Here is a 26,848-nt window from a genome sequence, read left to right as displayed (position 1 = left end):
ACTCCCGAGTCCCGGCAGCCCCGGCCGTTTCCGGGCCGGGACTGCCTCGCGAGGAGCACGAGGAGCGGGAGCACACCATGAACGTGACGGTGATCGGTTCGGCGAGCGCGACCACCCCGGAGGAGCAGGCGCTGGGCGACCTCTACGTCGAGCACGGCCCGGCGCTCTACGCGTACGTGCTGCGGCTGCTGAGCGGCGACACGTACCGGGCGGAGGACATCGTCCAGGAGACGCTGCTGCGCTGCTGGAACAAGCGGAACCTGACCGACCGCGAGGGGATGGAAGTGCGCCCCTGGATGTTCCGGGTCGCGCGCAACCTCGTCATCGACGCCCACCGCACCCGCCGGGCCCGGCCGCCGGAGGTCAGCGGCGCGACCTGGCTGACCGAACTGGGCGCCGAGGCCGACCAGATGGAGCGCATGCTGTCGGCCATCGTGGTCCACGACGCCCTGGAGGCACTGACCCCCGCACACCGGGACGTCCTGGAGGCGACGTTCTTCGAGGACCGCACCACCAAGCAGGCCGCCGCCGACCTCGGCGTCCCCCAGGGCACCGTGAAGTCCCGCGTCTACTACGCCCTGCGCTCACTGCGGACGGCACTGGAGGAGCGGGGGCTGGGCTGAGGGCTCTCAGAGCCCCACGATCCGGTTCCACCGCCGCGCGAACTCCACCCGCTCCGTGGACGTGATGTCCCGGGCTATCGCGAGCCGGGACCGCATCGTCGAGTCGGGGAAGATCAGGGGGTTCTCGGCGAGGGCCGCCGTGTCCTTGTCCCGGGAGGACGCCAGGATGTCCTGCGCGGCCGGGACCGGGCAGACGTAGTTGACCCAGGCGGCGAGCTTCGCCGCGACCTCGGGGGCGTAGTAATAGTCCACCAGGCGTTCGGCGTTGGTCTTGTGGGCGGCGAGGTCGGGGATCATCAGGGAGTCGGACCACAGCTCGGCGCCCTCTTCGGGAACGACGAAGCGGATGTCGGGGTTGTCGGCCTGGAGCTGGATCACGTCGCCGGAGTACGCCTGGCAGGCGAGGACGTCACCGCTGACCAGGTCCTTGGTGTAGTCGTTGCCGGTGAAACGGCGGATCTGGCCCCGGCGCACCTGGTGTTCGATCTGGTCGCAGAGGGTGTGGAAGTCGTGCGCGGTCCACCGGGTGATGTCGACGCCGTTGGACTGCATCAGCAGCGCGAACGCCTCGTCCAGACCGGAGAGCAGCGTCACCCGGCCCTTGAGATCGCTCGCCCAGAGGTCCTTCACGGTGCGGATCTCCCGGCCGAGCCTGCGGTGGTTGTAGGCGATGCCGGTGATGCCGGACTGCCACGGCACGGTGGAGAGACGGCCCGGGTCGAAGGCGGGCGAGCGCAGCAGCGGGTCCAGGTACTTCGCGACGTTGGGCTGGTGGGCGCGGTCCATCCGCTGGACCCAGCCGAGGCGGACGTACCGCGCGCACATCCAGTCGCTGATGACGATCAGATCGCGGTCGGTCGGCCGGTGGTTCATCAGCGCCGGGCTGATCTTGCCGAAGAACTCGTCGTTGTCGTTGATCTCCTCGACATAGTCGACGGAGATCCCGGTGCGCTTCTCGAAGGCGTCCAGCGTGGGCCGCTTGTTCGGGTCGTCGTCATCGGTGTCGATGTACAACGGCCAGTTCGCCCAGACCAGCCGGTGATCACTCGCCGAACGATCCACCGCCGACCGCTCACCGGCACGTACATACGCCGAGGGCACCCCGCACCCGGCCAGAGCGCCGAGCGCGGCGGTACCCCCGAGGGCACGCAGCAGGGTCCGACGGGAGGGAGCGGAACCACGAACAGAGGTGTGAAGCACCCGGAAAGTGTGCCGCCCGACCCGCGAAAGAGACAATCCGAGGTCCGCCCCCCAGGGGCGCGGGGCTGTGTCGATATGCGGCTACCGCCGCGTGAGCGCGACCAGCCCCCACGCACCCGCAGCCGGAAAACCAGCCGAACCCAGCAGAGCGACTAGCTGTCCAGCGAAGTCATCACATGCTTGATCCGCGTGTAGTCCTCGAACCCGTACCCCGACAGATCCTTGCCGTACCCCGACTTCTTGAAGCCACCATGCGGCATCTCCGCGACCAGCGGAATATGCGTGTTGATCCACACACAGCCGAAGTCCAGCTTCTTGGACATCCGCATCGCGCGCCCGTGGTCCTTGGTCCACACCGAGGAGGCCAGCGCGTAGTCGACGCCGTTGGCCCACTCGACGGCCTGGTCCTCGTCGGTGAAGGACTGGACGGTGATGACGGGACCGAAGACCTCGTTCTGGATGATCTCGTCGTCCTGGTCGAGGCCGGAGACGACGGTCGGGGCGTAGAAGTAGCCCTTGTCGCCGACCCGGTGGCCGCCCGCCTCGACCTTGGCGTGGGCGGGCAGCCGCTCGATGAAGCCGGAGACCTGCTGGAGCTGGTGGGGGTTGTTCAGCGGGCCGTAGAGCACGTCCTCGTCGTCCGGCTGCCCGGTCTTGGTCTCCTGGGCGGCCTTGGCGAGCGCGGCGACGAACTCGTCGTGGATGGACTCCTGGACGAGGACGCGGGTGGCGGCCGTACAGTCCTGGCCCGCGTTGAAGAAGCCCGCGACCGAGATGTCCTCGACGGCCTTGGGGATGTCGGTGTCCTCGAAGACGACGACCGGCGCCTTGCCGCCCAGCTCCAGGTGGACCCGCTTGAGGTCCTTGGCGGCGGACTCGGCGACCGACATGCCCGCACGCACCGAGCCGGTGATGGAGGCCATCGCCGGGACGGGGTGCTCGATCATGAGACGGCCGGTGTCGCGGTCGCCGCAGACGACGTTGAAGACGCCCTTGGGCAGGATCGAGCCCAGGATCTCCGCGATCAGGACGGTGGAGGCCGGGGTGGTGTCGGACGGCTTGAGCACGACCGTGTTGCCCGCCGCGAGGGCCGGGGCGAACTTCCACACGGCCATCATCATCGGGTAGTTCCACGGCGCGACCTGCGCGCAGACGCCGACCGGCTCGCGGCGGACGATGGAGGTCAGGCCCTCCATGTACTCACCGGCGGAGCGTCCCTCCAGCATCCGGGCCGCGCCCGCGAAGAAGCGGATCTGGTCCACCATCGGCGGGATCTCCTCGGTGCGGGTCAGCCCGACCGGCTTACCCGTGTTCTCCACCTCGGCCGCGATCAGTTCCTCGGCCCGCTCCTCGAACGCGTCCGCGATCTTCAGCAGGGCCTTCTGCCGCTCGGCGGGGGTGGTGTCGCGCCAGGCCGGGAAGGCCGCGGCGGCAGCCGCCATGGCGGCGTCCACGTCCGCCGGCCCGGACAGCGGCGCGGTCGCGTACGCCTCGCCGGTTGCGGGGTTGACCACCTCGGTGGTCCGTCCGTCGGCGGCGTCCCGGAACTCACCGTCGATGTAGTTGCGCAGACGACGCAGCTCGGTGCTCACTGCCGGCCCTCCAAGTTCGGGTGTCCCAATCACTGAGACACCCACCCTAGACGCAGATGCGACGTTTTCAACACCCCCGATCGCCTCATCGGTGCGATATCCGCAGCTTCACGCGATCGAAACAACGGATTTCATCGCATCGACCTTGCGAAACTGTCGATCCCTGGTGCACAGTGAAGCCGTGGCCAGTCGAAGCGCAGAACAGAGGGACTCCGCCCGCGAGTCCAGGAACGGCACCCCCCAGCTGGACGCCGTCTCCCTCGCCATCATCGAGCAGCTCCAGGAGGACGGCCGCAGGCCCTACGCCGCGATCGGCAAGGCGGTCGGCCTCTCCGAGGCGGCCGTGCGCCAGCGCGTGCAGAAGCTCCTCGACCAGGGCGTGATGCAGATCGTCGCCGTGACGGACCCGCTCACCGTGGGCTTCCGCCGCCAGGCGATGGTCGGCGTCCATGTCGAGGGCGACGTGGAGACGGTCGCCGACGCGCTGACCGCCATGCCGGACGTCGAGTACGTGGTGATGACCGCGGGCTCCTTCGACCTCCTCGCCGAGATCGTCTGCGAGGACGACGACCACCTGCTGGACGTGATCAACCGGCGCATCCGGGCGCTGCCCGGCGTGCGCTCCACCGAGAGCTTCGTCTATCTGAAGCTCAAGAAGCAGACCTACATGTGGGGAACCCGATAACCGTGACCCAGAAGGACCTCAGCCGCAGCGCGTACGACCACCTGTGGATGCACTTCACCCGCATGTCCTCGTACGAGAACTCCCCCGTCCCGACCATCGTCCGGGGCGAGGGCACCTCCATCTACGACGACCAGGGCAAGCGGTACCTGGACGGCCTCGCGGGCCTGTTCGTGGTGCAGGCCGGGCACGGCCGGACGGAGCTGGCCGAGACCGCCCTCAAGCAGGCCCAGGAGCTGGCCTTCTTCCCGGTGTGGTCCTACGCCCACCCGAAGGCGATCGAGCTGGCCGAGCGCCTGGCCGGGTACGCGCCCGGGGATCTCAACAAGGTCTTCTTCACCACCGGCGGCGGCGAGGCCGTCGAGACCGCCTGGAAGCTGGCCAAGCAGTACTTCAAGCTGGTCGGCAAGCCCACCAAGCACAAGGTCATATCCCGCTCGCTGGCCTACCACGGCACCCCGCAGGGCGCCCTCTCCATCACCGGTCTGCCCGCGCTGAAGGCGCCGTTCGAGCCGCTGGTGCCCGGCGCGCACAAGGCCGCGAACACCAACATCTACCGCGCCCCCCTCTTCGGCGACGACCCCGAGGCGTTCGGCCGCTGGGCCGCCGACCAGATCGAGCAGCAGATCCTGTTCGAGGGCCCGGACACGGTCGCCGCGGTCTTCGTGGAGCCGGTGCAGAACGCCGGCGGCTGCTTCCCGCCGCCGCCCGGCTACTTCCAGCGGGTGCGCGAGATCTGCGACCGGCACGACGTGCTGCTCGTCTCGGACGAGGTCATCTGCGCCTTCGGCCGCCTGGGCACGATGTTCGCCTGCGACAAGTTCGGCTACGTCCCGGACATCATCACCTGCGCCAAGGGCATGACCTCGGGCTACTCCCCGATCGGCGCGACGATCGTCTCCGACCGGATCGCCGAGCCCTTCTACCAGGGCGACAACGTCTTCCTGCACGGCTACACCTTCGGCGGCCACCCGGTCTCCGCCGCCGTCGGCCTCGCCAACCTCGACCTGTTCGAGCGCGAGGGCCTCAACCAGCACGTCCTCGACCACGAGGGCGCCTTCCGCGCGACCCTGGAGAAGCTGTACGACCTGCCGATCGTCGGCGACGTGCGCGGCAACGGCTTCTTCTACGGCATCGAGCTGGTCAAGGACAAGAACACCAAGGAGTCCTTCGACGGCGACGAGATCGAGCGCATCCTCTACGGCTTCGTCTCCAAGAAGCTGTTCGAGAACGGCCTGTACTGCCGCGCCGACGACCGGGGCGACCCGGTGATCCAGCTCGCCCCGCCGCTGATCTCCGACCAGGAGACCTTCGACGAGATCGAGCAGATCCTGCGCGCCACCCTGACGGAGGCGTGGACCAAGCTCTGACCTCCCGCGCGGATGCCTCCGGTCGGTCGACCGGCCCCGGCCCCGGCGCCGCCCGTTCGAGTGAGAACGGCGGCCCGGTGCCGTGTGCTGTCCGGCCTCGGGGCGACGGCTCCTTAGCGTGCCCAGTGACCGATCGGCCCGGCGTTTCGTTCCCCCGGACGGGGGACGGGACACGGGAAAACGGATCAGAACCGAGGTGTACGCCATGGAGGCCCCGCCGGACAACGACGTGCTCTGGGCACGCTCGCTCACCTTCAGGCACCCCGACGGCTCGCCCGGCATCGCCGGGATCTCGCTCGGCGTGCGGGAGGGCGAGATCCTTGCCGTCGGCGGTCCGCGCGGCAGCGGCAAGACCACCCTGCTGCGCTGTCTGTCCGGCCAGGTGCGCGTGCGTGACGGCGAGGTCTGGTTCAACAGCACCCCGGTGCACACCATGGGCCCGCTCTCGCGCGAACGGCTGCGCCGCGACCGGTTCGGCTGGATCGACCCGGCCCCGGCCCTCGTCCCCGAGCTGAACGTCTGGGAGAACGCCGCGCTCCCCCTGATGCTGCGCGGCACCACCCGGCGCCGGGCCAAGGTGGCCGCCATGGAGTGGCTGGAGCGCCTGGACATCGGCGACAAGTCCCGCAAGCGCCCGCACGCGCTGCTGCACGCCGAACGCCAGCGCGTCGCCATCGCCCGCGCGCTCGCCACAGGACCGACGGTCCTCTTCGCCGACGAGCCGACCGCCCCGCTGCACCGCGCCGACCGGGGCCACGTCCTGCGCACCCTCACCACGGCCGCCCGCTCGCACGGCATCACCGTGGTCCTCGCGACCCACGACCCCGAGACGGCGGCCCTCGCCGACCGCACCGTCTCCCTGCTGGACGGCCGGCGCGTCAAGACCGTGCATCTGCCGGACGTGGAGGAGAAGGAGGGCCGGGCCGCGTGCTCGCTCTCCGCCTGACCCGTGCGGCCCGGCCCGCCGTCCAGCTGCGCCGCCTGCTGGTGGCCGCGGCCTCGGCGGGCACCGGGTTCCTGCTGCTCGGCTCCCTCGGCTACGCGCTCGGCCACCCCGCGACCCCGGGCGCGGGCGCGCTGCGCCTGGCCTGGTGCGTGGTGCCGCTGGCCGCCACCGCGTATCTCGCGCTCGCGGTGGCCCGCACCGACCCCGGCACCCGGCCGCGCCCGGGGCTCTCCGCGGTCGGGCTCGGCCCCGGCAGGCTGATGGCGATCTCGGCGCTCACCACGGCGCTGTCCTGCGTGCTGGGCTCGCTGGTGGCGCTGATGTTCTTCCTGCATCTGCGCGGCGACATCACGGGGATGCCGTTCGACGGTGACGGGGCGAAGCTCCTCGCCGCCGACGAGTCACTGCCCGTACCGGCCACGCTGACCCTGCTCGCCCTCGCCCCGGCCGTCGCCTCGCTGACGGTGGCCCTCGCCCTGCGCCCCCGGGAAGGGCGCGCGGGGGCGCGCTGGTACGACACGGCGCTCGGACGCCGTCCGGCCGGGGCCCCCGAGCCCCCGGCCGACGGCAAGAACGCCGGTGCGGCTGCCGATACGGGCTTCGGTACGGGCGCCGGTACGGCTGTCGGTGAGCCCGAGACCGTCGCCGTGCCGCCCGCCCCGCGCGAGGCACCGGCCGGATTCCCCTGGGGCGTCGCCGCGCTGGCGGGCGGTCTCGCGGTCCAGGCGTACGCGGGCCGGGTCACGCCCGCGCCCTCGCTCGCCGCGCTGCCCGCCGAGGGCGCGGCGGTGCTCGCGGGCTGGATGCTCACCGCCCTCGGTCTCGTCCTGGCCGCGCCCGGGCTGACGTATCTGGCCGGACGCCTGCTGCAGAGCGCGCAGCCCGGTGCGCTCAGGCTGCTGGCCGGGCGGGTCCTGATGGCCGAGGCGACCCGGATCGGGCGCCCGCTCGGCGTGCTCTGCGCGGTGGTGTCGGCCGCGTTCTCGATGACCGTGCTGTACGACCGCTCCGCCCCGCCCTTCGGCCCGCTGACGCTGCTCGGCACGCTCGTGGTGGCGGGCTGCACGCTGGCCACACTGCTGACCGCCGCGGTGGAAGCCCGCCAGACCCGCGCCGACACCACCGCCGCGCTGCTGCGCCTGGGCGCCCCGGCGACGATGCTGCGCAGTGCCGCCGCGCTGCGGGCGGGCGCCCTGCTCGCGGTGTTCGTCCCGCTGACCCTGCTGATCGCCTATCTGTCCGCGCTGCCCACGGGCCGCTGAGGGCACCGACGCGTGCCGAGCGCACCGATGAGTTCCGGGGCGCTCCGCCGTCTACCTGGCGGACACCATCGAGCACACGGACCCCGGAGGGCCTCATGTACCGCCAGATGATCTTCGTCAACCTGGTCACCGCCGACGTCCCGGCCGCGCGGAAGTTCTTCACCGAGCTGGGCTACGAGATCAACCCGCAGTTCTGCACCGACGAGAACGCCTGTGTCGTCATCAGCGACACCATCGTGGCGATGCTCATGACCCGCGAGCACTACGCCCGCTTCACCGACAAGGAGATCGTGGACGCGCGGACCTCCAGCGAGGTGCTGCTCTGTCTGAGCGCCGAGAGCCGGGCGGCGGTGGACGAGCTGGTGGACAAGGCGATCGCGGCGGGCGGCACGGCGCACGGCGAGCCGCAGGACCAGGGTTTCATGTACGGCCGCGCCTTCGACGACCTGGACGGGCACACCTGGGAGGTCGTGTGGATGGACCCGGCGGCGATCCAGGGCTGAACTCCGGTGTGAAGATGCCCGGATGACGAGCAGCCGGATCATCTTCCTCAACGGCACATCCAGTTCGGGGAAGTCGAGCATCGCCCGCGCGCTGCTCGACATCCTGGACGACGGCGCCTTCTTCCATCTGGCCGTCGACGACTTCAACGCGATGCGCACCCGGCGGGAGTTGCCCCCGGACCAGCTGGACGCCGTGCTGCGCCGCACGCGGGCGGGTTTCCACCGAGCGATCGCCGCCATGGCCTCGGCGGGCAACGATCTCGTCGTCGACCATGTGCTCAGCGAGCCCTGGCGCCTGCGTGACTGTCTGGAGGTCCTGCCCGCCGAGCGGGTGCTCTTCGTCGGCGTCCACTGCCCGCCGGCCGAACTGGAGCGCCGGGAACGGGCCCGGGGCGACCGGCCGCTGGGCCTCGCCGCCCAGCAGTACGACGTGGTGCACGCGCACGGCGACTACGACCTGGAGTGCGACACGGACGAGGCGAGTCCGCGTCAATGCGCCGAGGACATCAAGAAGTTGGTGGCCCACTGGCCGACTCCCACAGCCTTCTCCCGCTTGCGGGGGCGTTACCTGCCCAGATGAGCGACCGGATAGAGTCGGCGCCCGAGGCGTTGAAACGTCTCTTCAGTTAATAAGACAGTAAAGTCAGCGGCTCACAGGCGCCTACGCATTGACACTCCTTATGGAGCGCTTATAAACCTGTGTGTCTCGTGGGGGTGCCGGGGCTCCGCCTCACCCCGCCCCAACTCCCCCACTACCCCCCGCAGTTCTGCACTCAGCAAAGGACAGGACTTGTCCATATCCCGCCGCAACGCACGCCGTTCCGTGCGCATCCTGGGTCTTGCCTCCGCGTCTGCCGCGCTGGTCCTGGGCGTCTCCGGTCAGGCTCTCGCCTGCAACATCAGCGAGTTCTCGGCCGAGGCCGTCTGCACCGGTGGCAAGGGCTCCATCGTCGTCACCGACAAGGACTTCTCCGGCCAGAAGGCCACCGTCACGGTGTTCCTGGAGAACAACGGCGCCGACGAGAAGAAGATCGGCGAGCAGGAGGTGACCGGCACCCGGGAAGGCGCCAAGATCACCTTCGACGAGGACTGGAAGCCCGGCGCCGTCTACCGCGTCAGCGTCAACGTGCCCCGGTTCATCAACAACAAGGACATCACGCCGAACCTGACCGCTCCGGCCACGGCGTGCGGCAAGGAGGACTCGCCCGCTCCGAGCGCGTCCGCCTCCGAGTCCGCCAAGCCGTCTCCGTCGGAGACCGAGCCGGCCGAGGAGAGCGCCTCCCCGTCCGACTCGGCGTCCGAGAGCGCCGCGGCCCCGGCGTCCGACGTCCCGAGCAACGCGCCGTCCGCGGCCATCGGTGACTCGAACCTCGCCGAGACCGGTGCCAACTCCAACACCGGCCTGATCGCCGGTGTCGCGGGCGCCCTCGTGGTCGTCGGCGGCGGCGCCGTGTACTTCGGTATGCGCCGCCGTGGCGCGAAGACCGGCAGCTGACGCCGGGCTTCACCCACCACCGCTGCACAACCGCGGCCCGTCCCCGAATCCACGGGGGCGGGCCGCGGTCGCGTTTCCGGTCCCCCTTCCGGCCGCGTTCCTTCTCACGGTCAGCCGAGGACGACCACATCCGCCGCGTCGAACACCACACCGGCCCCAGCACCCGTCTCCGGGGCGTCGGCCAGCGCGCAGGCCGCCTCCAGCAGGGGCCCGCCGTCGCGGGGCCGCAGCCGCACCGACACATGGGTGCCCTTGAAGGTGCGCGCGACCACCGTGCACGCCAGCCCCGCGTCCTCGGCCACCAGCCGTACCCCGGCGGGCCGTACGAGCAGTTCGCGCCCGCCCTGGGGCGAGCCCTCCGGCACCGGCAGCTTGCCCCACGGGGTGTCCGCGACCGCGTCGGTGACGGTCGCCGCCACCACGTTGTCGAAGCCGAGGAAGCGGGCCACGAACGCGTCGGCGGGCCGCTTCCACACCTCAAGGGGCGTACCGGACTGGGCGATCCGCCCCTCCCGCATCACCACCACCCGGTCGGCCAGGGCGAACGCCTCGCCCTGGTCGTGCGTGACGGCGAGCACGGTGGTGCCCAACCGGCCGAAGAGTTCACGGAGTTCGACCACAAGGCGTTCGCGCAGCGAACGGTCGAGCTGGCCCAGCGGCTCGTCCAGCATCAGCAGCCGGGGCCGGGGCGCGAGAGCCCGCGCGAGCGCGACGCGTTGCTGCTCGCCGCCGGACAGCCCGGCCACCGCCCGCCGTTCGGCGCCAGGCAGCCCGACCAGCTCCAGCAACTGGCGTACCTCGGCGTCCCGTTCGGCCCTCGGCACCCCGTGCATCCGGGGTCCGAAGGCGACGTTGCCGCCGACGTCCCGCTGCGGGAAGAGCTGGTGGTCCTGGAACATCAGCCCCACGCCCCGCCGGTGCGCGGGCACGCCCGCCTGGTCGCGGCCGTCGAGCAACACCCGCCCAGCGTCGAGCGGTTGGAGTCCGGCGACCGTCCTGAGCAGCGTGGACTTACCGCTGCCGCTCGGCCCGAGCACGCACACCACCTCGTGCTCGGCCACATCGAGGTCCACGCCGTCCAGCACCGGCCGTCCGCCGAGACGTACGGTCGCCTCCCGAAGGCTCAGCAGCATCAGAACTCCCCCGTCCGGTCCACGCGGGCCCGCTCCAGGAGGAGCAGGGCCGCCGCGCAGACGACCATGAGAATCGTGGAAAGGGCCATCGCCTGGCCGTAGTTCAGCTCCCCGGGACGGCTCAGCAGCCGGGCCACCGCGACGGGCAGGGTCGGGTTGTCGGGGCGCGCGATGAAGACGGTCGCCCCGAACTCGCCCAGGGAGACGGCGAACGCGAACCCGGCCGCGATCAGCAACGCCCGGCGCACCAGCGGCAGATCGACCTCCCGCCACACCCGCCAGGGCGACGCCCCGAGCACGGAGGCCGCCTCCCGCAGCCGCAGGTCCACCGCGCGCAGCACGGGCAGCATGGTCCGTACGACGAAGGGGGCGCCGACCAGGGCCTGCGCGAGCGGGACCAGGATCCACGACTCGCGCAGGTCCAGCGGCGGCCGGTCCAGGGCGATCAGGAAGCCGAAGCCGACGGTCACGGCGGAGACGCCGAGCGGCAGCATCAGCAGCGCGTCGAACCCGCGCACCAGCCGTCCCGCGTCCCGGCGGGCCAGCGCGGCGGCGGCGAGTCCGCCGATCGCCAGGGCGATGGCGGTGGCGGCGACCGCGTACTCCAGCGAGGTCCACACCGCGTTCAGCGGCGCCGTCAGGAACGTACCGCCGTCGGCGTCGGTCAGCGCCCGGTAGTAGGCGAAGCCGGGCGCGTCCAGGGAGCGGCGGACGAGCACGGCGAGCGGCAGGACCAGGAGCAGGGCGACGGTGGCGAGGACCCCGGCGAGCAGCGCCCGCTGTCCGGCGCCGCGCGGGCGGCGGGCGGTGACCGAGGCGTCGACCAGCCGCAGGGTGCTCTCGCGCCGCCGTACGGTCCAGGCGTGCACGGCGAGGATCGCACCGACCGCCGCGAACTGGAGCAGGGTGAGGACGGCGGCGGTGCTGAGGTCGAAGACCTCGGAGGTCTGCCGGTAGATCTCCACCTCCAGGGTGGAGAAGGTCGGTCCGCCGAGGATCTGCACCACACCGAAGGAGGTGAAGGTGAACAGGAAGACCATCAGCGCGGCGGCGGCCACGGCGGGCGCGAGCGCGGGCAGCGTGACCCGGCGCCAGGCGTTCAGCGGAGAGGCGCCGAGCATCCGGGCCGCCTCCTCCTGGCGCGGGTCGAGCTGGGCCCACAGGCCGCCGACGGTGCGCACGACGACCGCGTAGTTGAAGAACACGTGCGCGAGCAGGATCGCCCACACCGTGGTGTCCAGGCGTACGCCCCACAGCTCGTCCAGGAGCCCGCCGTGGCCGACGAGGGCCAGGAAGGCGGTGCCGACGACGACGGTCGGCAGCACGAACGGCACGGTGATCACGGCCCGCAGCACCTGTTTGCCGGGGAAGTCGAGCCGGGCGAAGACATAGGCGGCGGGCAGCGCGAGCAGCAGGGTGAGCGCGGTGGAGGCGAGCGCCTGCCAGGTGGTGAACCACAGGACATGGCGGATGTCGGGGCGGGTGAGCACGTCCGCGATGCGCCCGAGGTGCCAGCTGCCGTCCGCTTTCAGGCCGCGCAGCACGATCGCGGCGACGGGCCAGGCGAAGAACACCGCGAAGAACGCGGCCGGCACGGCCATGAGACCGAGCCGGGCCGCGTTCGCGCGGACGCGCCGCCTGGCTGCCCGCCGCGCGGCTACTTGAGTACGAGCGACGTCCACGAGCTGACCCACTGGTCGCGGTTGGCGGCGATCCGGGCGGGCGCCATGGTCTCCGGGTCCTTGGCGGCCGGGCCGTACTCGGTGAACTCGGCGGGCACCTCGGCGTCCTTGACCACCGGGTACACGAACATGTTCAGCGGCATGTCCTGCTGGAACTTCTTCGTCAGCAGGAAGTCGAGGAACGCCTTGCCGCCCTGGGGGTTCTTGGCGTGGCTCAGCAGTCCGGCGAACTCGGTCTGCCGGAAGCAGGTGCCCTCGGCGACGCCGGTCGGGGCGGTCGAGGGCCGCTTCTTGGCGTAGATGACCTCGGCGGGCGGCGAGGAGGCGTAGGAGACGACGAGCGGACGGTCGCCGCCCGCCTTCTTCCCCTCGGAGGAGCCGGAGAACTCCTGGTAGTACGCCTGCTCCCAGCCGTCGACGACCTTCACGCCGTTGGCCTTGAGCTTCTTCCAGTACCCCGTCCAGCCCTTGTCGCCGTACTGCGCGGCGCTGCCGAGCAGGAAGCCGAGGCCGGGCGAGGAGGTGGCGGCGTTCTCGGTGACCAGGAGGTTCTTGTACTTCGGGTCGGCGAGGTCGGCGAAGGTCCGCGGGGGCGTGAGCTTGTGCTTCGTGAAGTACGCCTTGTCGTAGTTGACGCAGATGTCGCCGTAGTCGACGGGCGTGACGCGGTGCTTGGCGCCATCGAGCTGGAAGGCGGCGTCGACCTGGTCGAGGCCCTTGGCGGTGTACGGCTCGAAGAGGCCGTTGTCGAGGGCGCGGGAGAGCAGGGTGTTGTCGACGCCGAAGAGAACGTCGCCCTGGGGGTGGTCCTTGGTGAGGATCGCCTTGTTGACGGCCTGACCGGCGTCGCCGTCCTTGAGGACGCGGACCTTGTAGCCGGACTGCTTCTCGAAGTCCTGGACGACGCTCTTGGACGCGGCCCACGAGTCGTGGCTGACCAGGGTGACGGTCTTGGTGTCGGCGGCGGTGTGCCCGGCGCCGGAGCCGCCGGAGCCGCACGCGGACAGCGTGACCATGCCGAGGCCGACCGCCGCGGCCACGAGGGTCTTGGTGTGCACTGGATGTTCCTCCTGGGTCTGGCCAGGAAGAGACGCGGCGCCCTGCCCGGTCTCCGCGGACGGAGCCCGGGCAGGGCGCAACAGCTTGAGTGATGACCGAACTTCCTACCCAGAATGACCTGGGCGAGGTTCAGAGGGTCTGCGGGCCTTGGTGCCGCACTCTCAGCGCTGTGGCGCTCCCCTGTCGGAATATGCAGATGTATGTCTCGTATGAAGTTGTACTGGTATCGCGTTGTACGACTGTTGTACGACCGGCCCAGGTTACCGCTCGGTGGCGGCGAGCTGACCACACGCCCCGTCGATCTCCTGGCCCCGGGTGTCCCGCACGGTCACCGGCACGCCGTGCGCGGCGATGGCCTCCACGAACGCCTTCTCGTCCTCGGGGCGGGAGGCGGTCCACTTGGAGCCGGGGGTCGGGTTCAGCGGGATCAGGTTGACGTGCACGGGCCTGCCCTTGAGCAGGCGGCCGAGCCGGTCGCCACGCCACGCCTGGTCGTTGATGTCCCGGATCAGCGCGTACTCGATGGACAGCCGTCGGCCCGACTTCTCCGCGTACTCGAACCCGGCGTCCAGCACCTCGCGCACCTTCCACCGCGTGTTCACGGGGACGAGGGTGTCGCGCAGCTCGTCGTCGGGGGCGTGCAGGGAGATCGCGAGCCGGCACTTGAAGCCCTCGTCCGCGAAGCGGTGGATGGCGGGGACGAGACCGACGGTGGAGACGGTGATCCCACGCTGGGACAGCCCGAGCCCGTCGGGAGCGGGATCGGTGAGCGCTCGGATGGCCTGGACGACCCGCTTGTAGTTGGCCAGCGGCTCGCCCATCCCCATGAAGACGATGTTGGAGAGCCGAGCGGGCCCACCAGGCACTTCCCCGTCCCTGAGCGCCCGCATGCCGTCCACGATCTGGTGCACGATCTCGGCGGTGGACAGGTTCCGGTCGAGCCCGGCCTGGCCCGTGGCACAGAACGGGCAGTTCATCCCACACCCGGCCTGCGAGCTGATGCACATGGTGACCCGGTCCGGGTACCGCATCAGCACGGACTCCACGAGCGTGCCGTCGAACAGCCGCCACAGGGTCTTACGGGTGGTCCCCTGGTCGGTGGCCAGATGCCGGACCACCGACATCAGCTCCGGGAACAGCGCCTCCCGCAGCTTCTCCCGGGAACCGGCCGGAATGTCCGTCCACTCCTCGGGGTCGTGCGCGAACCGGGCGAAGTAGTGCTGCGACAGCTGCTTGGCGCGAAACGGCTTCTCCCCGGCCTCCGCGACAGCGTCCTTACGCTCCGCAGGCGTGAGATCGGCAAGATGCCGCGGCGGCTTCTTGGCTCCGCGCGGCGCGACAAAAGTGAGTTCTCCGGGTGCAGGCATAACACGTCCAGTGTGGCAGATCATCTCCAGGGGCCCAGGCCAGAGCGGGGTGGGGGTGGTCACCCTCGAGTGCCGACTGTCAGCGTTGGTCGACCTCGGACGGCCCAGGGACGGCCCAGGCCCGGCGCTTACAGCCATATCGCACAAGGGCCACGCCTTATCGGATACGGTCTGAAGCTGTGAGAGCAAGCCTCAATCGAAGGTTCATAGCCAAGTGGCGCAAGATGCAGTCACGCCCATATCAACCCAAGCCATTCTTCGCCAGCTACATCGCAATGCTCATCGTTGGCGCAGCTGGAGCCTATATCGCCTATATGGCACTTTACTCCTGGGTGCCGGGAGCGAAGAAAGATAGCTTGGAAGTCGCCAAGACGGCACTAACGGTAGTCGCTGGATGCGGAGCCGTCGCCGCCCTGTATGTGAGCTACAGGAAGCAGCGGAATGATGAGGCGAATAGCGACCGCGAGCGAGACAGGCTTTTCACGGATCGCTTCACAAAAGCCGCTGAGCAACTGGGACACGATGCGGCGGCTGTAAGACTAGCCGGAATGTATGCCCTAGCGCGAATTGCAGACGATTCCGAGCGGGATCGAGAGACATGCATGAACGTGATTTGCGCATACCTGCGGATGCCATACGATCCAACGTCAAGCCAAGTTGATCGCGCTGAGGAAAACGTGAGGCGAACGGCACAGAGGATCCTGCAGGAGCGGCTACGTCCGGATCATCCGCACTGTTGGAGGGATGCAGACGTAGACCTGAGCGGTGCCACCCTCCTAGACGCAGCATTCTCACGGGCCGTTTTCAAGAAGGCCCTGTTCAACGGCGCCCAGTTTTACGGTGTTACGCTATTTGGCGTCACGAAATTCACCTGGCGCACGTGGTTCGATGAAGCGGTATTTCATGGCACAGTCTGGTTTGGGCATTCTAGATTTTCAGACCAAACAACATTCAATGGCGTCAAATTTCGCAATCAAGCGCGTTTCACTTCCGCCTTCTTTCGGCATGCTATAGTGCATTTCAATGATGTAACCTTCGAGGCTGAGGCGGACTTCTCAAACGCCGAATTTAAGGAAGTTGCCTCGTTTGAAAACGTTTCCTTTAGTTCGGCCACGCCTCCCGTTTGGCCGAATAACAAGCGGCTGGAGAACGGGCGTTTGGTGTCAGTCGACTCCCACACCTGAGAGCGAGGGTGGCGGTCGAGGTCGGCGGAGCGGCTTTGGGCTGGAGCTGCTTTGGGGCGAGTGATCATGGCCCCGTAAGCTCATGGCGAGTCGGGCAGTCAGTGGACCTGCCCGTAAAGCACGACGTTGGGGCCATGATCTTAGAGGCTCGCCCCAAAGTGGCTGCCTAAAGCCGCGGAGCCGACCGCCCCAGCCATAGAGGGTGTCTCCCCCACTTCATGCCCGCAGCCGCGAGCGCGTCGCCGGGCGCGGCCAGCCGGGGCGCAGACAGGAGGCAGGCCGCGCCGCAGAGGCGGCGCGCGCCCGCGCTGTGCGCGGGCTCTTGATGAAGTAGGGAAAGTTGTAACAACTCAGGTCGGCCGGATCGGAGTCGTTCCCCTCCTGATGGGGCCGGTTGCGGTCACCTCGCGTAGATCTCGATCAGCCGAGGTAAGGCCGCTCGCGGTCTTCCAGGAAATGACGGATCCGGAGCCGCTGCGTGTGGTGCATCGGCAGCAGATCGATCTCCTGCGGAGGAACGAACCGCAGCTCCGTGGACTCGTCAGAGATGGCGAGTCGACCCCCAATCACGTGGGCGGTGAAGCAGACGTTGAACTGTCGGCGCACCTCACCGTCCGAGTAGGCGATGACGTGGCGAGGGTCGGTGTATGTGCCCACGAGCCCGGTGATCTCTACGTCCAGACCGGTTTCTTCTTTCACCTCGCGGACGGCTGTGCCCGGGAGCGAGTCGGTCATCTCCATGCCGCCGCCAGGTAGCGCCCAGAGATCGTTATCGCGACGGCGCTGCAGAAGCACCCGCCCTTCGTCGTCCGTCACGACGGCGGACGCGGCGACCACCAAGCTGTTCGGCTCCGGAGCCGCCGGGTCGTCGTAGTACTCGGTCCGTGCCATGGTCACCCTTCTCGTACCGCCGTCGCGGTCTCCCACACCGCTTCGAAGCTGTCGGCGTAGGTGTCGAACAGGCCGCCCCTGCCGCTGCGCCGAAGATGCCACACGGGAGCACCGTAGGCGTTCACGCCCCAGACATGAGCGTTGACCATCGCCTGGTCATCCGCACGGTAGATCGAGTTGTAGAGCGTAGTGGCATGGGTCCGCACCTCGATGCCAGGTACCGCGGCGAGAGGGCGATAGTGCATGAGGGCGAGTCGGCAACGGGACTCGATCCCATGGCCGAACCTCTCTTCGCTGCCGCGCTGTTGGACGTTCGTGCTGTCCGGGTCGCCGATCGCGATACGGACCGCACACCCATCGGCAGCTCGCTCTCGCAACAGATCGTTGAGCCGTGGGTACGCCTCGTGCAGGAAGACGGCCGCGTACACCAACACGTCGATGTGCTCGCGGGCCTGGGTGAGCATGTCCACCAAGGCGGACACGGGGACGTCCGCCCGCTGGTCGTAGAGAGCCACAAGTTCGGGACTGACGGCGCGGGCGGGGCGTGCCTGTCGGAGCGCTGGCCATAGAGCGTGCACGTCTTCTCCTAGCGTTTCCGCTGCCAGCATGGCCGTGGCACGGCGCGGCGTACGCCCCAGATTGACCCATCGCTCGACGGACTTGGGATCGACTTCGACCCGGTCCGCGAGGGCGGTGTACGTCCAGCCGCCGGCCGCCATGACGGCACGTAACCTCTCGTTCGACATCCCAATCTCTCCCAATACCCGGGGACGGCACTAGGGACGTTCTACCCGACACGGGACGTCCCGAAGTGGGGTTTGTCGGAGGTTCCGACGTCCTGATGGATGGCAGGATGCTCGTCCGCATGGCGAGCAACCAGCAGACCGGACCAGGTATCGGTGAACTGGCGAAGGACACTGCCCGTGGGCGTATCGGCGTCGTCATGGGTGACGTCGGCGCTCGGGTGCAGATAAGGCCGCTCGGCGGCGGCGTCGAGTGGGATGCCATGCCGGACAACGTGGTGGCCCCGACCGCGCGGGAAGAACTGAGCGCCCGCCTGGCCATCAAGAACGGCAACAGCCGGAACGGCCTGTGACGCGCGCCATCGGCCGGTACGACGCAAGTGCCGGAGCACAGCGACAATCAAGGAGATTCGCATGACGGCAACGGCCAACGACCAGAGGACCGGCCGCGCGGTGGTCGGCGAGGAACTGTTCGACAGCCTCACCCACTTCGTGGTGGCTCACAACGGACAGCCGCACGAGCGCGCCGAGCGGATCGCGGACCAGGCGGTGGCCTTCGTGGTCACCGCAGCGACCGCCACCGTGCCCATGACCCCCTCGGACGACGTGGACCTCGGCCTGCACACGCTCATCCTGCACACGAAGGAGTACGCCGAGCTGTGCGAGCGGTTCGCGGGCCGCTTCCTCCACCACAACCCGAAGCCGGGTGGAGGGGAACGTGACCCGGAGAGGGTCGCCGCCTCCGCACACGCGATGAAGGCGGCCGGGTTCATGGTCTTCGACGACCTGTGGACGGTGGACGGCACGAACCTTGCACAGTGCGACTCTGACTGCGGCCGTCCGTACGGTCAGGCGTAGCGACAAGAGCCCAGCGGCGTGGCCTACCTCGATGCAGTGTCGGCCACGCCGTCCGGAAGGAGAACAGACGTTTGCCCGGAACACCTCCTGAACTGCCGATCGTCGTGCTCGATGCGCTCATGCCCACCGCTCAGCGCCTGGTCCTCAACCGCCGGGGTTCCATGGTCTGGGAGGTCAGGAGCCGTCGCGGTCACTACGCCGTGAAGGTCGGCTACCCCATCGAGGCAACGGCTGACTGGCCCTCCCAGCCGTGGACGGCGCTCGCCCCCGCACGGGAAGGCTCCGTGCTGTACCGCCTCGGGTTCCATGACGTCGCGTACGGCGAGTGGGAGGGCGGCACGTGGAACTTCCAGCCGTGGCACGAGGGACCGGATCTTTACCAGTTGTGGGAGCCCTGCCGCACGCCGAACTCGCGCATCGAGCCGCACATCAGCGTGACCCTGGGCTGCGTGGAAGCGCTAGCCGAACTGCACGCCAAGGGCTGGGCCCACGGTGATGTCCAGCCCGCGCACTTCATCATCGGCCCGGAACGGACGCACCTCATCGACCTGGCCCTCGCGCACGGCGGACGCATCCCCGAGGGGTACGACTTCCCGTTCCGCGGCTGCCTCGTCCACTACGAGGCGCCGGAGATCGCGCGCAGCGTGCTCGCCACCGGAGAGGCCGAGCCCACCCGGGAAGCCGACATCTACGCCCTGGGCGCCTCCCTGCTCATCTCCGCCACGGGCTGGCGGGCCGTCGAATACCCGGACGACGCACCACGTCCTGAGCAGAGAAGGGCCGTGGCAAGCGGCAAGCGGCGGCCTGTGAAGGTGGGTGGCGAACTGGGTGAGCTGATCGACGCCATGCTCAGCCCCGCACCCGAGGACAGGCCCACGATCGACGAAGTCGGTAAGGCCCTGAGCTGAACCATCCGCCAACCGTGGAGTGCCTGTTACCGGTGATTCGAACAGAACTCCAGCCCTACAACGCCCTCGGGGCCCACCCTGCCAAAGCAGAGCGGGCCCCGAAGACCGTAGGTCAGGGTTCAAGACCCCACGAACGCCACCATCAGCAGCCACACCACCGGAGCCGTCGGCAGGAGGGAGTCCAGGCGGTCCATGATGCCCCCGTGGCCGGGGAGCAGGGTGCCCATGTCCTTGATGCCGAGGTCCCGCTTGATCATGGACTCGCCGAGGTCGCCCAGCGTGGCGCTCACGGCGACCGCGAGGCCGAGCACCAGGCCCTGCCACCAGGCGCCGTCGTCGATCAGGAACTGCATGCACAGCGCGCCCGCGACCATGGCGAACAGCACCGCGCCGACCAGGCCCTCGCGGGTCTTGCCGGGGCTGATGCGCGGGGCGAGCTTCTTCTTGCCGAAGCGCCAGCCGACCGCGTAGGCGCCGGTGTCGCTGACCACCGTCAGGATCAGGAAGGTCAGGACCCGCCAGGCCCCGTCCTGCGCGGTGAGCAGCAGCGCGACGAACGTGGCCAGGAACGGCACGTAGAACGCGGCGAAGACACCGGCCGTGACGTCCTTGAGGTAGTTCTCCGGCGGCTGCGTCATGCGCCAGACCAGGACCGCGAGCGCGGTGAGCGCCATGGCGACCCAGGCGCCCTCGGCACCGCGCGCGTACCCGGCGACCACCATGGCCGCGCCGCCCACCGCGAGCGGCACGAGCGGCGCGTTGATCTCCTTGCGCTCCCGCAGCCTGCTGGTCAGCTCCCAGAGCCCGACGACCACCGCGACCGCGACCACGCCGACGAACACGGCCTTGACGACGAACAGGGACGCGATGATCACCGCGCCGAGCCCGACGCCGACCCCTATGGCAGCGCTCAGGTCACGGCCCGCGCTCTTCTTCTGCGGCGCGGGCGCCGGCTGCGGGGAGTCGGGCATGGGCTCCGGATTCTGCGAAAGGCTCGGATACGGGCTGCCGTGCTGCGGGGCGAAGGCCCCGTCGTACGCCGGACCCGCCGGGGCAGCCCCCTGGACGGGCCCACCGTCGGTGGGCCCCCAGTAGCCGGCCTGCCCCGCCTGCGGCGGCGCCCCCCAGGAAGAGTCGCTCATCAGACTTCGAGCAGCTCCGCTTCCTTGTGCTTGAGAAGCTCGTCCACCTGCGCGACGTACTTCGCGGTCAGGTCGTCGAGTTCCTTCTCGGCGCGGCGGCCCTCGTCCTCGCCGACCTCGCCGTCCTTGATCAGCTTGTCGATGGCGTCCTTGGCCTTGCGGCGCACGGAGCGGATCGAGACCTTGGCGTCCTCGGCCTTGTGCTTGGCGACCTTGATGTAGTCGCGGCGACGCTCCTCGGTCAGCTCGGGGAACACCACACGGATGATGTTGCCGTCGTTGCTGGGGTTGACGCCCAGGTCCGAGTCGCGGATGGCCTGCTCGATGTTGCGCAGCGCGCTCTTGTCGAACGGGGTCACGACGGCCATGCGCGGCTCCGGCACGGAGAACGAGGCCAGCTGGTTGATCGGCGTCGGGGCCCCGTAGTAGTCGGCCACGATCTTGTTGAACATCGCCGGGTGCGCACGCCCGGTGCGGATCGCGGCGAAGTCCTCCTTGGCGACCACGACGGCCTTCTCCATCTTCTCCTCGGCTTCGAGGAGGGTCTCTTCGATCACCACTTGCTCCTGCGTGTCTTGAGTAAGGCCCGGCTGCGGTTCCCCGATCGGGCGGCGGCCGGCTGCGTCGCGTCTGCTTCCTGCACGGTTCCCCACCGGCAGGACATTGTCCATCCCCCGGCCAGGGTGCGTCCGGTCCGGCACCCGGACAAGTCGCACCGCTGGGCGGGGCGTGCCGGTCAGTCCCGGCTGCCCTGGTCACCCACGAGCGTGCCGATCTTCTCACCCTTGACGGCCCGCGCGATATTGCCCTCGGCAAGCAGCTCGAACACGAGGATGGGAAGGCGGTTGTCCCGGCACAGGGTGATGGCGGTGGCGTCGGCGACCTTGAGGTCGCGGGTGATGACCTCGCCGTAGCCGAGCGCGTCGAACTTGACGGCGTCCGGGTTGGTCTTGGGGTCGGAGTCGTAGACCCCGTCCACGCCGTTCTTGCCCATGAGAAGCGCCTCGGCGTCGATCTCCAGGGCGCGCTGGGCGGCGGTGGTGTCGGTGGAGAAGTACGGCATGCCCATACCGGCGCCGAAGATGACCACGCGGCCCTTCTCCAGGTGGCGCACGGCGCGCAGCGGGATGTACGGCTCGGCGACCTGGCCCATGGTGATGGCGGTCTGCACGCGGCTGTCGATGCCCTCCTTCTCCAGGAAGTCCTGGAGGGCGAGGCAGTTCATGACGGTGCCGAGCATGCCCATGTAGTCGGAGCGGGCGCGGTCCATGCCGCGCTGCTGCAGCTCGGCGCCGCGGAAGAAGTTGCCGCCGCCGATGACGACCGCGATCTCGGCGCCGTCGCGCACGACGGAGGCGATCTCACGGGCGATCTTGTGCACCACGTCCGGGTCCACGCCGAGGCCCCCACCTCCGGAGAAGGCCTCTCCGGACAGCTTCAGCAGAAACCGGCCGCTTACTTTGCCGTCGTCGCTCTTCTGGGCCTTGGTGGTCATGGGGAATCCCGTCTTTCACGTGGTGCACATACGAAGAAGGCCATTGCCGGTGGGGTCGCTTCTCGCTCCCTTGCGCGGCAATGGCCTCCTCGTCAGATCTGCTGCCGTCCGTCACACGCCCGGCTGGCGGTGTGCGCGGACGACTGCTGTCGACCCTATCCGGGTCTCGCGTCGAGCGCGGTACGGACTCAGATGCCGACCTTGATGCGCGAGAAGCGCTTCAGGGTGACACCGGCCTCGTCCAGGACCTTCTGGACGGACTTCTTGTTGTCCAGGGCGTACGGCTGGCCGAGCAGCGTGGCGTCCTTGAAGAAGCCGTTCAGACGACCCTCGACGATCTTGGAGATCGCGGCCTCGGGCTTGCCCTCGGCGCGGGTGGTCTCCTCGGCGACGCGACGCTCGGTCTCGACGACCTCGGCCGGGACGTCGTCCTTGGAGAGGTACTTCGGCGCGAACGCGGCGATGTGCTGGGCGATGCCCTTGGCGACGTCGGCGTTCGGCTTGTCCAGCTCGACGAGGACACCGATCTGCGGGGGCAGGTCGGGCATCGTGCGGTGCATGTACGCGGTCACGAAGCCGTCGGAGAACTGCGCGAAGCGGTCCAGGACGATCTTCTCGCCGAGGTTGGCGTTGGCCTCGTCCACGAACGCCTGGACGGTCTTGCCGGGCTCGATCTCGGAGGCGAGCAGCGCCTCCAGGTCGGCCGGGTTCGTCTTGGCGATGTGCTCGGCGATGGTGTTGGCCACGGCCTGGAACTTGTCACCCTTGGCGACGAAGTCCGTCTCGCACTTCAGCTCGACGATGACGCCGGAGGAGTTGTCGTCGGCGATGATGGAGACCACGGCGCCGTTCTCGGCGGAGCGGCCCTCGCGCTTGGCGACGCCCTTCTGGCCCTTGATGCGCAGCGCCTCGACGGCCTTCTCGACGTTGCCCTCGGCCTCGTCCAGAGCCTTCTTGCAGTCCATCATGCCGGCGCCGGTGAGCTCACGGAGCTTCTTGACGTCGGCGGCGGTGTAGTTCGCCATGAGTCTGTGAGTCTTTCTGGAGGTCTTGAAAGATCGGAGATCCGCACGGGCCCGCGATCGGCGTGGCCGGATCGCGGGCGTCGTGTCGGTCCTACGGGTGAGCGGTGGGGGCGGGGTTCAGACCGCCCCCACCGTCAGCGCCGTGGGTGTCAGGCCTGCTCGCCCTCGGCCACCTCGGCGGCGGCCTCCTCGACGGCCTCGGAGACCTTGGCGTCGGGGGCGGGGGTCTCGGCGGCGGCCTCGACGGCCTCGTCCTTCTTCTCGCCCTCGAGCAGGTCGCGCTCCCACTCGGCCAGCGGCTCGGCCGCGGCCTTCTCGCCCTTGTCACCGGTGGCGACGCGCGAGCGGGAGATGAGGCCCTCGGCGACGGCGTCGGCGATCACGCGGGTGAGCAGGGTGACGGAGCGGATCGCGTCGTCGTTGCCCGGGATCTTGTAGTCGACCTCGTCGGGGTCGCAGTTGGTGTCGAGGATGGCGACGACCGGGATGTTGAGCTTCCGGGCCTCGCCGACCGCGATGTGCTCCTTCTTGGTGTCCACGATCCAGACGGCGCTGGGCACCTTGGACATCTCGCGGATACCACCGAGGGTCTTCTCGAGCTTGGCCTTCTCGCGGGAGAGGACCAGCAGCTCCTTCTTGGTCAGACCGGAGGCGGCGACGTCCTCGAAGTCGATCTGCTCAAGCTCCTTGAGGCGCTGCAGACGCTTGTAGACGGTCGAGAAGTTGGTGAGCATGCCGCCCAGCCAGCGCTGGTTGACGTAGGGCATGCCGACGCGGGTGGCCTGCTCGGCGATGGCCTCCTGCGCCTGCTTCTTCGTGCCGACGAACATGACCGTGCCGCCGTGGGCGACGGTCTCCTTTACGAACTCGTAGGCGCGGTCGATGTACGACAGCGACTGGAGCAGGTCGATGATGTAGATGCCGTTGCGCTCGGTGAAGATGAAGCGCTTCATCTTCGGGTTCCAGCGACGGGTCTGGTGACCGAAGTGGACGCCGCTCTCCAGCAGCTCCCGCATCGTGACGACGGCCATGGCCATCTCCTTGAGTTTCTCGGTTGTGCCGCGTCCGCCGGACGGCGGTCGCGCCTGACGCCCGCGTGCGCCCAGCCGCGAAGGACCGAGGGGCGCTGATACGAGTCGGATGACCGGCCTCGTACCGGGGCGTGCGAAGTCGACCCGGTGACCCGGATCGCCGTAAGAAGTGTACGGGACGGGCAGGGCACCGGGTGACGCCCCTGTCCACAACCGGGCGGCCGTCCACAGTTCGCGCCATGATCGGCCGGTGAGCGGCAGGGTTCTCGCATGCGATCTCTGGTGCGATACGTGACGAACTGGGCACTCCCGCCCCTGCTGTTGGCCTTCGCGCTGCTCACGCCCCTGGCGTGGGCGGACGACCCGCCTCCCGCGGAGGGACCGCCCGGTGAGCGGGTGCCCGCGCTGGCCCGCACCTGGCCGGTGGGGACGCGTCCGGCCGTGCTGCGGGGCTGGGAGCCGCCCGCCTCGGTGTACGCCGCCGGGCACCGGGGCGTGGACTTGGCGGCGCCGCCGGGCGCCCCGGTGCGGGCGGTGGCGGCGGGCCGGGTGTCCTACGCGGGGCGGGTGGCCGGACGGGGCGTGCTGGCGGTACGGCTGGCGGGCACGTCCCTGCGGACGACGTACGAGCCGGTGCGCGCGGAGGTGGAGCAGGGCGCGGAGGTCCGGGCCGGGGAGGTGGTGGGGACGGTGGAGGACACCGGGTCGCACTGCCCCGGGACATGCGTGCACTGGGGCCTGCTGGACGGGGAGACCTATCTGAATCCGCTGGACCTGCTGCCGCCGTGGCTGCTGGCCCGGGGTCCGTCCCGGCTGCTGCCGGTGCTGGGGGTTCCGGTGCCGTCCGGCTGAGCGAACCGCTGCGCGGCCTCAGCCCCGGACGCCGCGCAGGGCCATGGCGACGGCCGCCTCGGTGATCGCCCCCGGGTCTTCGGCCGCGCCCAGTTCGATCCGGCGTACGGCCGCGTCCACGACGCCCTGGAGCAGCATCGCGGCGAGGCGGGGCTGGGCGTGACCCAGGTCTCCGAGCGCTTCGACGATCATCGCGACGAGGCCGCCGTGCGCGGCGCGGATCTTCTCCCGGGCCCCGGCGTCCAGTTCGCTCGCGGAGATCGCCACCACGGCTCTGTGCCGCCGGTCCCCGACCAGTGCGAGCTGGCGGCGGACATACGCCTCGACCTTGCCCTCGGCGGACGGCTCCTCGGCCATCGCGGCCTCGACCTCGGCCGCCCAGACGGGGAAGTCGACCTCGCACAGCTCCTCGACCACGGCGGCCCGCGACCGGAAGTACTCGTACACCGACGAGCGCGCGAGTCCCGTGCGCTCGGCCAGGGCGGGGAAGGTCAGCGCCTCCGTCCCGCCCTCGGACAGCAGCGTCCGGGCCGCGTCCAGCAGGGCGGCTCGCTGCATCGACCGGTGCTCGGCCACGGAGGCCGCTCGAATCCTTGGCACCCCACCACTTTACGGACCCGCCGCCCGCAAGGGGAGATCGTCAGCGTCCGAAGCTCGCGAGCTTGGCCCTGAGCTGGAGCACGGACTTGGTGTGGATCTGGCTGACCCGGCTCTCGGTGACCCCGAGGACATTGCCGATCTCGGCGAGGGTCAGGCCCTCGTAGTAGTACAGCGTGACCACGGTCTTCTCCCGGTCGGGCAGCGTGTTGATCGCCCGTGCCAGGAACCGGCGCAGCTCGCGGTCCTCGGCCACCTCCACCGGGTTGTCGGCGGCGGTGTCCTCCAGGGTGTCCATGAGGCTGAGCCGGTCGCCGCCCTCGCCGCCGACGTGCAGCAGCTCCTCCAGGGCGACCACGTTGGCCAGGGAGAGCTGGCTGAAGACGGCGTGCAGTTCCTCGACCTCCACGCCCAGCTCGGCGGCGACCTCCCCCTCGCTCGGGGTCCGCCGCAGCCGCGCCTCCAGGGTGGCGTAGGCGCGCTCGACGTTGCGCGCCTTCTGCCGGACCGAGCGGGGGATCCAGTCCAGCGCCCGCAGTTCGTCGATCATCGCGCCCCGGATCCGGGTGATCGCGTAGGTCTCGAACTTGATCTCGCGGTCGATGTCGAACTTCTCGATCGCGTCGATGAGCCCGAACACCCCGGAGGAGACGAAGTCCGCCTGCTCGACGTTGGGCGGCAGACCGACGCTCACCCGGCCCGCCACGTACTTGACCAGCGGTGAGTAGTGCAGGATCAGCTGCTCCCGCAGCCGGTCGTCCCCCGTCGCCTTGTACGACCGCCACAGCTCGTCGAGTGTCGAGGGAGCGGGCGGCCTCGCGCTGCCACCGTCGCGGGCGGCTGGGGGGATCGCCGCCCGGTCGGACCCGGAGGTGTGCTGGGGCATTCGTCGCCTAGTGCCGTTCTGCCGTGAAGTGCCGTGAAGTGCCGTGCGGGGTGAAGGAGGTGCGGGGTGTGCGGGAGTGGGTGGGGTGCGGATGGGGTGCGGGGTGTGCGGGGACAGGAGCGTGGGCCACCCGGGTGGGGATGCCGGACCGGTGCCGGGTCGCGCGATCCTCACCCGAGACCTCGTGAGCGTAGCGTGACTGAGCTGTCGCGGTGTGCGAACAGCGAGGCACCACCCGTGCGCGAACCCCCTCCACCGGCCGCTTCCCCGCACCCGGGCCCCGCTCGCCGCACGCCGTCCGGGGCGCCAACTCCGGGAAAAC

28 protein-coding genes and 1 riboswitch are annotated in these 26,848 nt (G+C 69.6%); of the genes, 13 read left to right on the top strand and 15 right to left on the bottom strand.

What is annotated here, in order from left to right; all coding sequences use genetic code 11:
* Positions 1 to 77: 77 nt before the first annotated feature.
* Entirely contained in the window at positions 78 to 623 is a 546-nt protein-coding gene (locus B079_RS0105600; protein ID WP_018544796.1) for a sigma-70 family RNA polymerase sigma factor, read from the top strand.
* A gap of 6 nt (positions 624 to 629) precedes the next feature.
* Here the strand turns inward: B079_RS0105600 and B079_RS0105595 are convergent, their stop codons facing one another.
* Positions 630 to 1,823, bottom strand: a complete 1,194-nt coding sequence (locus B079_RS0105595; RefSeq protein ID WP_026248390.1) for an ABC transporter substrate-binding protein — start codon at positions 1,821 to 1,823, stop codon at positions 630 to 632.
* Positions 1,824 to 1,975: 152 nt separating this feature from the next.
* The gene (locus B079_RS0105590; protein ID WP_018544794.1) at positions 1,976 to 3,415 is read right to left on the bottom strand and encodes a gamma-aminobutyraldehyde dehydrogenase; all 1,440 of its coding nucleotides are present in this window, start codon (positions 3,413 to 3,415) and stop codon (positions 1,976 to 1,978) included.
* A gap of 166 nt (positions 3,416 to 3,581) precedes the next feature.
* On the opposite strand from B079_RS0105590, the gene B079_RS0105585 reads away from it, so the two are divergent.
* The 7 genes from B079_RS0105585 to B079_RS0105555 all read left to right on the top strand — a co-directional run bounded on the left by B079_RS0105585 (position 3,582) and on the right by B079_RS0105555 (position 9,673).
* Positions 3,582 to 4,100, top strand: a complete 519-nt coding sequence (locus B079_RS0105585) for an Lrp/AsnC family transcriptional regulator (protein WP_026248389.1) — start codon at positions 3,582 to 3,584, stop codon at positions 4,098 to 4,100.
* A gap of 2 nt (positions 4,101 to 4,102) precedes the next feature.
* A complete protein-coding gene (locus B079_RS0105580; protein WP_018544792.1) occupies positions 4,103 to 5,467 on the top strand; it encodes an aspartate aminotransferase family protein in 1,365 nt (454 codons plus the stop codon).
* A gap of 205 nt (positions 5,468 to 5,672) precedes the next feature.
* A complete protein-coding gene (locus tag B079_RS0105575) occupies positions 5,673 to 6,413 on the top strand; it encodes an ABC transporter ATP-binding protein (RefSeq protein ID WP_026248388.1) in 741 nt (246 codons plus the stop codon).
* The gene (locus B079_RS0105570; protein ID WP_018544790.1) at positions 6,395 to 7,675 is read left to right on the top strand and encodes a hypothetical protein; all 1,281 of its coding nucleotides are present in this window, start codon (positions 6,395 to 6,397) and stop codon (positions 7,673 to 7,675) included. The genes B079_RS0105575 and B079_RS0105570 overlap by 19 nt, the downstream gene beginning before the upstream one ends.
* 95 nt (positions 7,676 to 7,770) lie before the next feature.
* Positions 7,771 to 8,178 carry a VOC family protein gene (locus tag B079_RS0105565; protein ID WP_018544789.1) on the top strand — a complete coding sequence of 136 codons (408 nt, stop codon included), beginning with the start codon at positions 7,771 to 7,773 and terminating at the stop codon, positions 8,176 to 8,178.
* A gap of 22 nt (positions 8,179 to 8,200) precedes the next feature.
* On the top strand, positions 8,201 to 8,758 hold the full coding sequence (locus B079_RS0105560; protein ID WP_018544788.1) for a chloramphenicol phosphotransferase CPT family protein: 558 nt from the start codon (positions 8,201 to 8,203) through the stop codon (positions 8,756 to 8,758).
* 210 nt (positions 8,759 to 8,968) lie between these two features.
* Entirely contained in the window at positions 8,969 to 9,673 is a 705-nt protein-coding gene (locus B079_RS0105555; protein ID WP_037801121.1) for an LAETG motif-containing sortase-dependent surface protein, read from the top strand.
* Between the two features lie 110 nt (positions 9,674 to 9,783).
* Here the strand turns inward: B079_RS0105555 and B079_RS0105550 are convergent, their stop codons facing one another.
* The 4 genes from B079_RS0105550 to rlmN all read right to left on the bottom strand — a co-directional run bounded on the left by B079_RS0105550 (position 9,784) and on the right by rlmN (position 14,914).
* Positions 9,784 to 10,806 carry an ABC transporter ATP-binding protein gene (locus B079_RS0105550; RefSeq protein WP_018544786.1) on the bottom strand — a complete coding sequence of 341 codons (1,023 nt, stop codon included), beginning with the start codon at positions 10,804 to 10,806 and terminating at the stop codon, positions 9,784 to 9,786.
* On the bottom strand, positions 10,806 to 12,407 hold the full coding sequence (locus B079_RS0105545; protein ID WP_018544785.1) for an ABC transporter permease: 1,602 nt from the start codon (positions 12,405 to 12,407) through the stop codon (positions 10,806 to 10,808). The genes B079_RS0105550 and B079_RS0105545 overlap by 1 nt, the downstream gene beginning before the upstream one ends.
* A 56-nt stretch (positions 12,408 to 12,463) precedes the next feature.
* On the bottom strand, positions 12,464 to 13,546 hold the full coding sequence (locus B079_RS0105540) for a thiamine ABC transporter substrate-binding protein (protein WP_018544784.1): 1,083 nt from the start codon (positions 13,544 to 13,546) through the stop codon (positions 12,464 to 12,466).
* 84 nt (positions 13,547 to 13,630) lie between these two features.
* Positions 13,631 to 13,739: riboswitch (TPP riboswitch) on the bottom strand.
* A gap of 68 nt (positions 13,740 to 13,807) precedes the next feature.
* On the bottom strand, positions 13,808 to 14,914 hold the full coding sequence (gene rlmN / locus B079_RS0105535; protein WP_018544783.1) for a 23S rRNA (adenine(2503)-C(2))-methyltransferase RlmN: 1,107 nt from the start codon (positions 14,912 to 14,914) through the stop codon (positions 13,808 to 13,810).
* A 179-nt stretch (positions 14,915 to 15,093) separates the two neighbouring features.
* Between rlmN and B079_RS33645 the strand changes: the two genes are divergently transcribed.
* A complete protein-coding gene (locus B079_RS33645; protein ID WP_158684942.1) occupies positions 15,094 to 16,098 on the top strand; it encodes a pentapeptide repeat-containing protein in 1,005 nt (334 codons plus the stop codon).
* A gap of 420 nt (positions 16,099 to 16,518) precedes the next feature.
* On the opposite strand, the gene B079_RS0105530 is transcribed toward B079_RS33645, so the two are convergent.
* Positions 16,519 to 16,989, bottom strand: a complete 471-nt coding sequence (locus B079_RS0105530; RefSeq protein ID WP_026248387.1) for an NUDIX domain-containing protein — start codon at positions 16,987 to 16,989, stop codon at positions 16,519 to 16,521.
* 2 nt (positions 16,990 to 16,991) lie between these two features.
* Entirely contained in the window at positions 16,992 to 17,735 is a 744-nt protein-coding gene (locus B079_RS0105525; RefSeq protein ID WP_018544781.1) for a helix-turn-helix domain-containing protein, read from the bottom strand.
* 119 nt (positions 17,736 to 17,854) lie between these two features.
* Here B079_RS0105525 and B079_RS0105520 point away from each other — a divergent pair, with 119 nt between their 5' ends.
* The 3 genes from B079_RS0105520 (at position 17,855) to B079_RS0105510 (ending at position 19,498) form a co-directional block, all read left to right on the top strand.
* Positions 17,855 to 18,085, top strand: coding sequence for a hypothetical protein (locus B079_RS0105520; protein WP_234016743.1), 231 nt, complete (start codon positions 17,855 to 17,857; stop codon positions 18,083 to 18,085).
* Positions 18,086 to 18,146: 61 nt separating this feature from the next.
* Positions 18,147 to 18,590, top strand: coding sequence for a glycine-rich domain-containing protein (locus tag B079_RS0105515; protein ID WP_018544779.1), 444 nt, complete (start codon positions 18,147 to 18,149; stop codon positions 18,588 to 18,590).
* Between the two features lie 71 nt (positions 18,591 to 18,661).
* Positions 18,662 to 19,498, top strand: a complete 837-nt coding sequence (locus tag B079_RS0105510; RefSeq protein ID WP_026248386.1) for a protein kinase — start codon at positions 18,662 to 18,664, stop codon at positions 19,496 to 19,498.
* Between the two features lie 119 nt (positions 19,499 to 19,617).
* Here the strand turns inward: B079_RS0105510 and B079_RS0105505 are convergent, their stop codons facing one another.
* The 5 genes from B079_RS0105505 to rpsB form a co-directional block, all read right to left on the bottom strand.
* Positions 19,618 to 20,640 carry a phosphatidate cytidylyltransferase gene (locus B079_RS0105505; protein WP_037801120.1) on the bottom strand — a complete coding sequence of 341 codons (1,023 nt, stop codon included), beginning with the start codon at positions 20,638 to 20,640 and terminating at the stop codon, positions 19,618 to 19,620.
* Positions 20,640 to 21,197 (bottom strand): ribosome recycling factor, encoded by a 558-nt coding sequence (gene frr, locus B079_RS0105500; RefSeq protein WP_026248385.1) that lies wholly within the window; start codon positions 21,195 to 21,197, stop codon positions 20,640 to 20,642. The genes B079_RS0105505 and frr overlap by 1 nt, the downstream gene beginning before the upstream one ends.
* A 179-nt stretch (positions 21,198 to 21,376) precedes the next feature.
* Positions 21,377 to 22,135 carry a UMP kinase gene (gene pyrH, locus B079_RS0105495; protein ID WP_018544775.1) on the bottom strand — a complete coding sequence of 253 codons (759 nt, stop codon included), beginning with the start codon at positions 22,133 to 22,135 and terminating at the stop codon, positions 21,377 to 21,379.
* A gap of 188 nt (positions 22,136 to 22,323) precedes the next feature.
* Positions 22,324 to 23,160 carry a translation elongation factor Ts gene (gene tsf, locus B079_RS0105490; protein ID WP_018544774.1) on the bottom strand — a complete coding sequence of 279 codons (837 nt, stop codon included), beginning with the start codon at positions 23,158 to 23,160 and terminating at the stop codon, positions 22,324 to 22,326.
* 149 nt (positions 23,161 to 23,309) lie between these two features.
* The gene (rpsB, locus tag B079_RS0105485) at positions 23,310 to 24,191 is read right to left on the bottom strand and encodes a 30S ribosomal protein S2 (RefSeq protein WP_018544773.1); all 882 of its coding nucleotides are present in this window, start codon (positions 24,189 to 24,191) and stop codon (positions 23,310 to 23,312) included.
* Positions 24,192 to 24,461: 270 nt separating this feature from the next.
* Here rpsB and B079_RS0105480 point away from each other — a divergent pair, with 270 nt between their 5' ends.
* Positions 24,462 to 25,043, top strand: a complete 582-nt coding sequence (locus tag B079_RS0105480; RefSeq protein WP_037801119.1) for a M23 family metallopeptidase — start codon at positions 24,462 to 24,464, stop codon at positions 25,041 to 25,043.
* 18 nt (positions 25,044 to 25,061) lie between these two features.
* Here B079_RS0105480 and B079_RS0105475 read toward each other — a convergent pair whose 3' ends face one another.
* Both B079_RS0105475 and whiG read right to left on the bottom strand, forming a co-directional pair.
* Entirely contained in the window at positions 25,062 to 25,619 is a 558-nt protein-coding gene (locus B079_RS0105475; protein WP_018544771.1) for a TetR/AcrR family transcriptional regulator, read from the bottom strand.
* Positions 25,620 to 25,683: 64 nt separating this feature from the next.
* Positions 25,684 to 26,526, bottom strand: coding sequence for an RNA polymerase sigma factor WhiG (whiG, locus tag B079_RS0105470; protein WP_018544770.1), 843 nt, complete (start codon positions 26,524 to 26,526; stop codon positions 25,684 to 25,686).
* Between the last annotated feature and the right edge of the window lie 322 nt (positions 26,527 to 26,848).

Origin of the sequence: Streptomyces sp. LaPpAH-108 (assembly GCF_000373625.1) — a bacterium.
Lineage (GTDB): Bacteria > Actinomycetota > Actinomycetes > Streptomycetales > Streptomycetaceae > Streptomyces.
Note: the sequence above shows the minus strand (reverse complement) of the source record. Positions and strands in the feature narration are given on the sequence as shown.